Here is an 8,183-nt window from a genome sequence, read left to right on the forward strand (position 1 = left end):
CCCGGTTACGGGGAGCACGTGCACGCCGTGGTGCGGGGGTTCGAAGACGGGCCCTAGCCGATCGGCACCCTGGCGTACATCCGCGCGATCACGTCCTCGATGGCCGGTTCGCGCACCGAGAGGTCGACCAGCGGGTACCGCGCCGCGACCGCCGCCACGATCGGTGCCGCGCTCTCCCGCGCCGGGAAGGCGAGCCACTGCCGCGGCCCGTCGACCTTCACCACCCGCGCCCCGGCCACCTCGATCGGCGGCCGGGCCTCGGCGAGGTCGACCACCAGGGTGCGTTCGCTGCCCCCGGTGGTGTGCAGCCCGTCCAGCCCGCCGTCGTGGACGACCCGGCCGTGGTCGATCACCATCACCCGGCCGCAGAGCTGCTCGATGTCGGTCAGGTCGTGGGTGGTGAGCAGCACCGTGGTGCCCCGGTCGCGGTTGACCTCGCGCAGGAACTCGCGCACCTTGCCCTTGCTGACCACGTCCAGGCCGATGGTCGGTTCGTCCAGGTAGAGCACCTGGGGGTCGTGCAGCAACGCCGCCGCGAGGTCGCCGCGCATCCGCTGGCCGAGCGAGAGCTGCCGTACGGGGGTGTCCAGCAGGCCCGCCAGGTCGAGCAGTTCGACGCAGCGGCCGAGGTTCTCGCGGTACCGCTGGTCGGGGATGCGGTAGATCCGGCGGGCGAGTTCGAAGGAGTCGCGCAGCGGGAGGTCCCACCACAGGGTGGTGCGCTGGCCGAAGACGACGCCGATCCGGCGGGCCAGCGCGACGCGTTCGCGGGCCGGGTCGACCCCGGCGACGCGCAGCCGCCCGGCGCTGGGGACGAGGATGCCGGTGAGCATCTTGATGGTGGTCGACTTCCCTGCGCCGTTGGGGCCGATGTAGCCGACGCACTCGCCGGCCTCGACGGTGAAGCTCAACCCGTCCACCGCGCGCACCTCGCGCTTGGTCCGGCTGAACCGGCCGGTGCGGGCCCGCACGGTGAACGTGCGGTGGACGTCCTGCAGTTCGATCAGTGCCATGGTGGTTCCTTAGCTGCCGGTGCCGCGGTAGGCCCGCAGTCCGGCCCGCCAGGCGAGTCCGGCGGCGGCGACGCAGAGCGCGGCGGCGATCGGGGAGGCGTACTGGAAGGCGGTGGGCAGGCCGAGCGGGTCGGGGCGGCCGAGGACGTGCAGGGCGGGCAGCCAGTTGACGAAGGCCAGCGGGACGCCGAAGACCACCCCGGCGACCAGTTCCTTGGCGAACACGGTCGGCGGGTAGTGCAGCAGGGTCGCGCCGCCGTAGGTGAAGGAGTTCTGGATCTCCTTGGACTCGCCCCACCAGAACTGCACGGTGGCGCCGCCGACGTAGATCGCGCCGAAGATGACGCTGCCGCACACCAGCAGGACGGGCACCAGCAGCACGCGGTCCCAGGTCCAGTGCACGTCCAGCGCGGTGAGCGACCAGATGAGCACCGCCGTGGCCTGGAGCGGGCGCCCGAGCCGGCGCAGCGTGAAGCGTTCGGCGCACAGCTGGGAGAGCGCGGGCGCCGGCCGGATCAGCATGGTGTCCAGCGTGCCGCTCGTGATCCGCACGCCGAGGCCGTCGGCCGAGCCGACCAGCAGGTTGGCGGTGCCGAGGGCGAAGGTCGCGGTGGCGTAGAGGAAGGCGATCTCCGGGAGGTGCCAGCCGCCGAGTTCGTCGGTGTGCTGGAACATGATCACCAGCACCGCGAAGTCGAGGGAGTGGGTCACCAGGCTGGCCACGAGGTTCAGTGCGAAGGAGGCCCGGTAGGCCATCATCGAGCGCATCCACATCCGGGCGCAGATCCACCAGGAGCGCAGCGCCCAGGAGGTGCGCGCGGCGAGCGGCTCAGCCACCCTGCACCACCACCCTGCGGGTCGCCAGCCACTGGGCGCCCCGCCCGGCGGCGAGCAGTGCGGCCGCCCAGCCGAGCTGGAAGCCGAGTTCCGGGAGCAGCCCGGTGCCGCTCGCGCGCTCCAGGAAGACGTCGGTCGGGACCTTGATGAGCGCCGCCCAGGGCAGCACCCGGCCGAGGTCGCCGAGCCAGCCGGGGAAGAGCGCGAGCGGCAGCAGCATCCCGGAGAAGAACATCGAGACCACCAGCATCACCGCGCGCACGCCCTCGGAGTCGTGCAGCCAGAAGCCGGTGATCGAGACCAGGAACCGCAGTCCGAAGCTGACCAGCAGTGCGAGCAGCGCGGAGAGCAGGAAGAACGCCCAGGTCAGCGGCTGCTCGGGCATCCGGGTGCGGAAGACCAGGGCGCCGACCAGCATCGGCACGGTGCCGCGGATCAGCGCCTGGAAGCCGGCCCGGCCGAGGTCCGTGGCCAGCCACCAGCCCTGGAAGTCGACCGGGCGGTAGAGGTCGACGGCGATGTCCCCGGAGCGGAAGCGGTCCTGGACGTCGTCCTGGAAGCCGCCGCCCCACACCGCGAGGGTGACCAGCAGGCCCTGGCTGACCCAGATGTAGGTGACGGCCTGGCCCTGGTCGTAGCCGCCGAGTCCGGGGCGGGCCTGCCAGAGGGCGAGGAAGGAGGAGGCGAGGATGATGCCGAAGACGGTGTTGGTGAAGGTGCCGGCCAGGGTGGCGGCCCGGTAGGTGGAGTAGCGGCGGAAGGCACCGCGGGCTACGGCGGCGTAGAGCCCGACGGTGGAGCCGGCGGCGGTATCGGGGGGCTTCGCCGCCACGGCGGCCACATTCTGCATATTGTCTCCTTGTCGACAAATACGGGCAGACGGCTGTCCACATCCGCGCCGGCGCACGACCCAGCGGCTCCGACCGGCCATACCCGGGGGTCCCGGGCAGACGGGCGGAGCTGCCGACGTGAGCGCGCTATGCGGTTCGCACCTTTCACCGTACCGACGCCCACCCCCGCCCGCACCCGGATTTCCGACGCACCCCGGGGCGCACGACCCGACCCGCGCAACCCCGCAGCTCAAGCAGCCTGCCACCGCTGAACGGACGTCAAATAGCAGATAATCTCGGGCATGACCTTGAGCACCCGACGCCAGGCCAAACGGGCCGCCCGCCGCGAGGCCCGCCGCGCCCTCCCCCTCTGGCGCCGGCTCCTGCCCACCTGGCGGATCACCCTCGGCACCCTCACCGCGCTGCTCCTGCTCGCCGTCGGCGCCTTCGCCGTGCTCTACGTCATCGTCCCGGTGCCCGATCCCAACGCCCACGCCGTCGCCCAGAACAACATCTACCTCTACTCCGACGGCACCACCGAGATCGCCCGCACCGGCGCCGTCAACCGCACCGACGTCACCATCGACCAGATCCCGCTCCAGACCCAGCAGGCCGTCGTCTCCGCCGAGGACCGCACCTTCTACCAGAACCGCGGCATCGACCTGAAGGGCATGCTCAGGGCCGGCTGGAACACCCTGCTCGGCAAGGGCATGCAGGGCGGCTCCACCATCACCCAGCAGTACGTCAAGAACTACTACCTCACCCAGGACCGGACGATCGAACGCAAGGGCCGCGAACTCTTCATCGCCCTCAAGGTCGACCAGCAGCGCGACAAGAAGGACATCCTCGCCGGCTACCTCAACAGCAGCTACTTCGGCCGCGGCGCCTACGGCATCCAGAGCGCCGCCCACGCCTACTACGGCGAGGACGTCTCCCGACTCACCCTCGGCCAGGGCGCCTACCTCGCCTCCCTGCTCCAGGCCCCCAGCCTCTACGACGTCAAGACCGCCACCCCCGCCAACCGCGAGAAGGCCCTCGCCCGCTGGAACTACGCCCTCGACGGCATGGTCCAACTCGGCTTCCTCAGCGCCGCCGACCGCGCCGCCACCACCTTCCCCGAACCGACCGACCCCCAACCCGCCACCGGCCTCGCCGGCCAGGCCGGCTACCTCGTCGGCGTCGCCGACGACTACCTCATCTCCTCCGGCACCATCGACGCCCCCACCCTCAAAGCCGGCGGCTGGCGGATCACCACCACCTTCGAGAAGCCCAAGCAGGACGCCCTCGTCCAAGCCGTCCAGAACGAACTCACCGACGAGCTCGACCCCAAGGCCCGCCCCACCACCGACACCGACGTCCGCGTCGCCGGCGCCTCCGTCGACCCCGCCACCGGCCGCGTCCTCGCCGTCTACGGCGGCCCCGACTACGCCAAACAGCCCTACAACGACGCCCTCCGCCAGGACAACCAGATCGGCTCCACCTTCAAACCGATCGACCTCGCCGCCGGCCTGATCGCCCAACACACCGTCGACGGACGCCCCATCACCACCGAAACCCGCTACGACGGCACCAGCGAACGCCCCGTCACCGGCGGCCCCACCCCCTACGCGCCACCCAACGAGGACGACGTCAACTACGGCAACATCACCCTCCGCTACGCCATGGTCAAGTCCGTCAACTCCGTGTACGCCCAGGAAGGCGTCGACGCCGGACTCGCCCGCGTCCGCGAGACCGCCGTCAAACTCGGCATCCCCGACAGCGTCCGCGGCATGGACCCCGCCAACACCTCCATGACCCTCGGCACCGCCACCCCCAGCGCCCTCGACCTGGCCGGCGCCTACGCCACCTTCGCCAACCACGGCGAAGCCCACACCCCGTGGTCCGTCTCCAAACTCGAACGCGTCAACCCCGGCGGCGCCGTCGACGTCCCCAAGATGCCCGAACACAAGGCCACCACCGCCATGGACCGCAGCATCGCCGACACCGTCACCGACGTGCTCCGCGACGTCGTCAGCCCCCGCGGCACCGGCGCCGCAGCCCTCGACCTCGGCCGCCCCGCCGCCGGCAAGACCGGCACCACCGACTCCAACCTCTCCGCCTGGTTCGCCGGCTTCACCCCCGAACTCACCACCACCATCGGCCTGTTCCGCGAGAACCCGAAGAACCACGCCAAGGAGCCGCTGTCCGGCACCGCCGGCCTCGCCCGGATCAACGGCGGCACCTTCCCCACCAGGATCTGGACCGCCTACATGACCGCCGCCCTGAACGGCACCCCCACCCGGCAGTTCGACCTGCAAACCGGCCACGGCACCCCCAACACCGGCACCTGGACCGCCACCGCCGCCCCCAGCAGCAGCACCCCCAGCCCCGGCACCACCCCCACCAACGGCGACACCCCCAGCAGCGCCGCCCCCACACCCAGCGCCCCCGCCCAGGCCACCGGCGCACCCGCCACCACCGACGCCCCCGCACCCCGCCCGACCGCCCCCAGCCCGCAGAACCCCCAACCCACCGCCAGCCAGGAACAGCCCGCCCCCACCGCCCGGCCCACCCAGACCCGGCCGCCCCGACCCACCGCCCAGCCCACCACCGCCGGCCCCACCGACCCCGCCACACCACCGGCCGGATGAGCTACGCCCCCGCCACCAGCTCCCGCTCCAACGGCGTCCGGAACCGCGGCGTCACCCGCACCGGCCCCAACCACGCCGCCAGCCGCTCCGCCGCCACCACGACGGCCCGCTCGGCCTCCACCCCCACGTCCCGGAACAGCCGCCACACCAGCTCACCGTCCGCGCGCTGCGCCCAGCCGCCCACCACCTCGCCGCACCACCACACCGTCGGCCCGGCATTGCCCGCCCGGTCGAACAGCGCCGGCACGTCCCCCGGCCGCAGGTACCAGTCCCGCCCGCGCCAGCCCATCACCGCAGGATCCAGCGCCGGCAGCAGCGCCGCCCAAGGCTCGGGCGCCGCCACCGGCCCGGCGTCCCCCGGCAGCACCAGCCCCGCCGACCCGTCCGCCAGCGCCACCTCCAGCGCCCCGACGTCCGCCAACGCCCGCCGGACCTCCCCCAGCGTCCAGCCCGTCCACCACTTCACGTCCTCGACCGTCCCCGGCCCGTACGCCGCCAGCCAGCGCCGCACCACCTCGGCCTTCGCCTCCCGCACCGGCACGTCCGGCCACTGCGGCACCAGCGCCCACGGATAGCTGCTGCTCAGCCAGGAACCGCGCGGACGACAGCGGCGGACGCGCCCGTCCGAGGCCAGCAGCCGCAGCAGCCGACTGCCCACGCTCTGCCGGGCCTCGTACGGCTTGCCCGCCGCCATCACCATGCTCTCGCGCAACTGCGGGACGTCCTCCGCCAGTTCGCCGGTCGTCGCCTCACCGCGCCGGGCCAGCGCGGCCAGCACCTCGCGCTCCGTGGCCGCCAGCCGCGCCTCGTCCCAGCCCTCGGCGTGCTCCCGCAGGTGCTTGAGCAGCGTCGACCGCTCCTTCAGCGCGATCGCCCGGGCCGCCCCCGAGCTCACGTACGGGGCGAAGCCCTCCGTCACCGCGAAGATCGTCCGCCGCATCGACAGCAGCTTCACCAGCGTGACGTCCTCGTACAGCGCCCGGTCCACCTCCGCCACCGAGGGCTCGGCCAGCCGCGCGCACGCCGACAGGTACACCGTGGCCGCGTCCGTCGCGTGCAGCCCGACCACCGCGTCGGCCACGTCCTCCACCCGCGCCGCCCGGACCGACGGCACCAACAACTGCCGCCACCCCAGCCGGGCCCGCCGCTCCGCATCACCGATCACCGGCACCGCCTTGGTCATGCCCGGACCCTAACGCCCGGCACCGACGAACCGGCTCAACCACGGAACCGGCCCGGCCGGCGGCGGCAGCGGGCCGGGCAGCGGGCCTGCCGGCCGGCGGGCCCGGACGACCTCGGACGTGCAGCCGACCTCGGAAGTGCAGCCGACCTCAGAGCTACAGCCGACCTCAGAGGTACAGCCCGGTCGAGCCCTCCGTGTCGCCGAAGCGCGCCGCGGCCACCGCGTGCAGGTCGCGCTCGCGCAGCAGCACGTACGTCGCGCCCCGCACCTCGACCTCCAGCTTGTCCTCCGGGTCGTACAGCACCCGGTCACCCGGCTCCACCGAGCGCACGCTCTGGCCCACCGCGACGGCCTCCGCCCAGGTGCAGCGCTTGGACAGCTCCGCCGTCGCCGGGATCAGGATGCCGCCGGTCGAGCGGCGCTCGCCCTCACTGCCCTCGGTGCGCACCAGCACCCGGTCGTGCAGCATCCGGATCGGCAGCTTCTCACCCAGCCGGTCGTGGCGCGCGGCCTCGGTGTCGTGGTCGGAGCGGGTCGGTTCGTCGTTCGTACTCACGATCCCGAAGGTACCGCCCCCGCGCGCGGAGCGTGACGCCAGCCCGGCATGCGGAAGGCCGGGCCGCCTCGCGCGCCCGGCCCCTCCACCACCACAGCTCAGTCCTTGCGGCGCTTGCGCGCGGAGGCGACCAGCAGCACCACGCCCACACCGACCAGCGCGGCCGGGACGACCCGCTCCTTGCGCGGCTGCCCCTTCTCGTCCACGAACTGCGCCCGGACCTTCTCCACCAGACCGTTCGCGGCCACGTACGCCCGGGCCGCCTTCTCCTCGACGGTGGCCCGCGCCCTGGCCTTGACCTGGGCGGAGACGGTGCTCGGGTGGATGCGCACGGCCAGCTCGTCCAGGGTCCCCGCCAGCCGGTCGCGGGTGCGCTCGATGTCCGCCTCGATCTGGGCGGTCGTCCGCCCCGGCTTGTCCTTCGTGCTCGCCTCGCCCACTCGGGCCACCCCATTCACTTGCCGATGTAGTCCTGGTCGTCCTGTGCGACTGCCCCAGTTTGTCAGCTGGCAGGCACGACCGCGCGGCCCCACCCACCAACGGAGGTAAGTTTGCCGTGGCACGACCGCCCGTCCCAGCCGCACGCACCAGGAGAGTCCACCCCATGACTGAGCGTCTCCAGCCCGGCGACACCGCGCCCGCCTTCAGCCTGTCCGACGCCGACGGCAACCAGGTCTCGCTCGCCGACCACCTGGGCCGCAAGGTCATCGTCTACTTCTACCCCAAGGCCCTCACCCCGGGGTGCACCAAGCAGGCCTGCGACTTCACCGACAACCTGGAGCTCCTGGCGGGCGCCGGCTACGACGTCATCGGCGTCTCGCCGGACCAGCCGGAGAAGCTCGGCAAGTTCCGCGAGGCCGAGAACCTCAAGGTCACCCTGCTGTCCGACCCGGACCACGCCGTCCTCCAGGCCTACGGCGCCTACGGCGAGAAGCAGAACTACGGCCGCACCTATGAGGGCGTGATCCGCTCCACCGTGGTCGTCGACGAACAGGGCAAGGTCGAGCGCGCGCTGTACAACGTCAAGGCCACCGGACACGTCGCCAAGCTGCTGCGCGACCTCAAGGTCGAGGCCTGAGCCCGTACCGACACCCGCGGGCGGAGCAGCGGTGGCGGCACACCCCGACCGGGTGC

The 8,183-nt window shown here is 72.7% G+C and carries 8 protein-coding genes; 2 read left to right on the forward strand and 6 right to left on the reverse strand.

Annotation, left to right across the window (positions count from 1 at the left end; translation table 11 throughout):
- Positions 1-53 precede the first annotated feature (53 nt).
- Genes ABT247_RS29360 through ABT247_RS29370 form a run of 3 tightly spaced genes read right to left on the reverse strand, consistent with a single transcriptional unit; the run spans position 54 to position 2,700 of the window.
- On the reverse strand, positions 54-1,013 hold the full coding sequence (locus tag ABT247_RS29360) for an ABC transporter ATP-binding protein (protein ID WP_350748384.1): 960 nt from the start codon (positions 1,011-1,013) through the stop codon (positions 54-56).
- Positions 1,014-1,022: 9 nt separating this feature from the next.
- Positions 1,023-1,850, reverse strand: coding sequence for an ABC transporter permease (locus tag ABT247_RS29365; protein ID WP_350748386.1), 828 nt, complete (start codon positions 1,848-1,850; stop codon positions 1,023-1,025).
- Positions 1,843-2,700 carry an ABC transporter permease gene (locus ABT247_RS29370; protein WP_350748388.1) on the reverse strand — a complete coding sequence of 286 codons (858 nt, stop codon included), beginning with the start codon at positions 2,698-2,700 and terminating at the stop codon, positions 1,843-1,845. The genes ABT247_RS29365 and ABT247_RS29370 overlap by 8 nt, the downstream gene beginning before the upstream one ends.
- A 282-nt stretch (positions 2,701-2,982) precedes the next feature.
- Here ABT247_RS29370 and ABT247_RS29375 point away from each other — a divergent pair, with 282 nt between their 5' ends.
- On the forward strand, positions 2,983-5,310 hold the full coding sequence (locus ABT247_RS29375; RefSeq protein ID WP_350748389.1) for a transglycosylase domain-containing protein: 2,328 nt from the start codon (positions 2,983-2,985) through the stop codon (positions 5,308-5,310).
- 1 nt (position 5,311) lies between these two features.
- Here ABT247_RS29375 and ABT247_RS29380 read toward each other — a convergent pair whose 3' ends face one another.
- The 3 genes from ABT247_RS29380 to ABT247_RS29390 form a co-directional block, all read right to left on the reverse strand.
- Positions 5,312-6,493, reverse strand: a complete 1,182-nt coding sequence (locus ABT247_RS29380; protein ID WP_350748393.1) for a winged helix DNA-binding domain-containing protein — start codon at positions 6,491-6,493, stop codon at positions 5,312-5,314.
- Positions 6,494-6,659: 166 nt separating this feature from the next.
- A complete protein-coding gene (locus ABT247_RS29385; protein ID WP_350748399.1) occupies positions 6,660-6,962 on the reverse strand; it encodes a GroES family chaperonin in 303 nt (100 codons plus the stop codon).
- 185 nt (positions 6,963-7,147) lie between these two features.
- Positions 7,148-7,489 carry a DUF3618 domain-containing protein gene (locus tag ABT247_RS29390; RefSeq protein WP_350748395.1) on the reverse strand — a complete coding sequence of 114 codons (342 nt, stop codon included), beginning with the start codon at positions 7,487-7,489 and terminating at the stop codon, positions 7,148-7,150.
- A gap of 164 nt (positions 7,490-7,653) precedes the next feature.
- Here ABT247_RS29390 and bcp point away from each other — a divergent pair, with 164 nt between their 5' ends.
- Positions 7,654-8,127 carry a thioredoxin-dependent thiol peroxidase gene (bcp, locus tag ABT247_RS29395; RefSeq protein ID WP_350748397.1) on the forward strand — a complete coding sequence of 158 codons (474 nt, stop codon included), beginning with the start codon at positions 7,654-7,656 and terminating at the stop codon, positions 8,125-8,127.
- Positions 8,128-8,183 lie beyond the last annotated feature (56 nt).

The organism is Kitasatospora sp. NPDC001539, from assembly GCF_040298565.1.
In the GTDB taxonomy this organism is placed as follows: Bacteria; Actinomycetota; Actinomycetes; order Streptomycetales; family Streptomycetaceae; genus Kitasatospora.

Bases quoted from the DNA above. Each gene is read 5' to 3' on its own strand.
- ABT247_RS29360 (WP_350748384.1), bottom strand. From the start codon at position 1,013: ATGGCACTGATCGAACTGCAGGACGTCCACCGCACGTTCACCGTGCGG.
- ABT247_RS29370 (WP_350748388.1), bottom strand. From the start codon at position 2,700: ATGCAGAATGTGGCCGCCGTGGCGGCGAAGCCCCCCGATACCGCCGCC.
- bcp (WP_350748397.1), top strand. From the start codon at position 7,654: ATGACTGAGCGTCTCCAGCCCGGCGACACCGCGCCCGCCTTCAGCCTG.
- ABT247_RS29375 (WP_350748389.1), top strand. From the start codon at position 2,983: ATGACCTTGAGCACCCGACGCCAGGCCAAACGGGCCGCCCGCCGCGAG.
- ABT247_RS29380 (WP_350748393.1), bottom strand. From the start codon at position 6,493: ATGACCAAGGCGGTGCCGGTGATCGGTGATGCGGAGCGGCGGGCCCGG.
- ABT247_RS29385 (WP_350748399.1), bottom strand. From the start codon at position 6,962: ATGCTGCACGACCGGGTGCTGGTGCGCACCGAGGGCAGTGAGGGCGAG.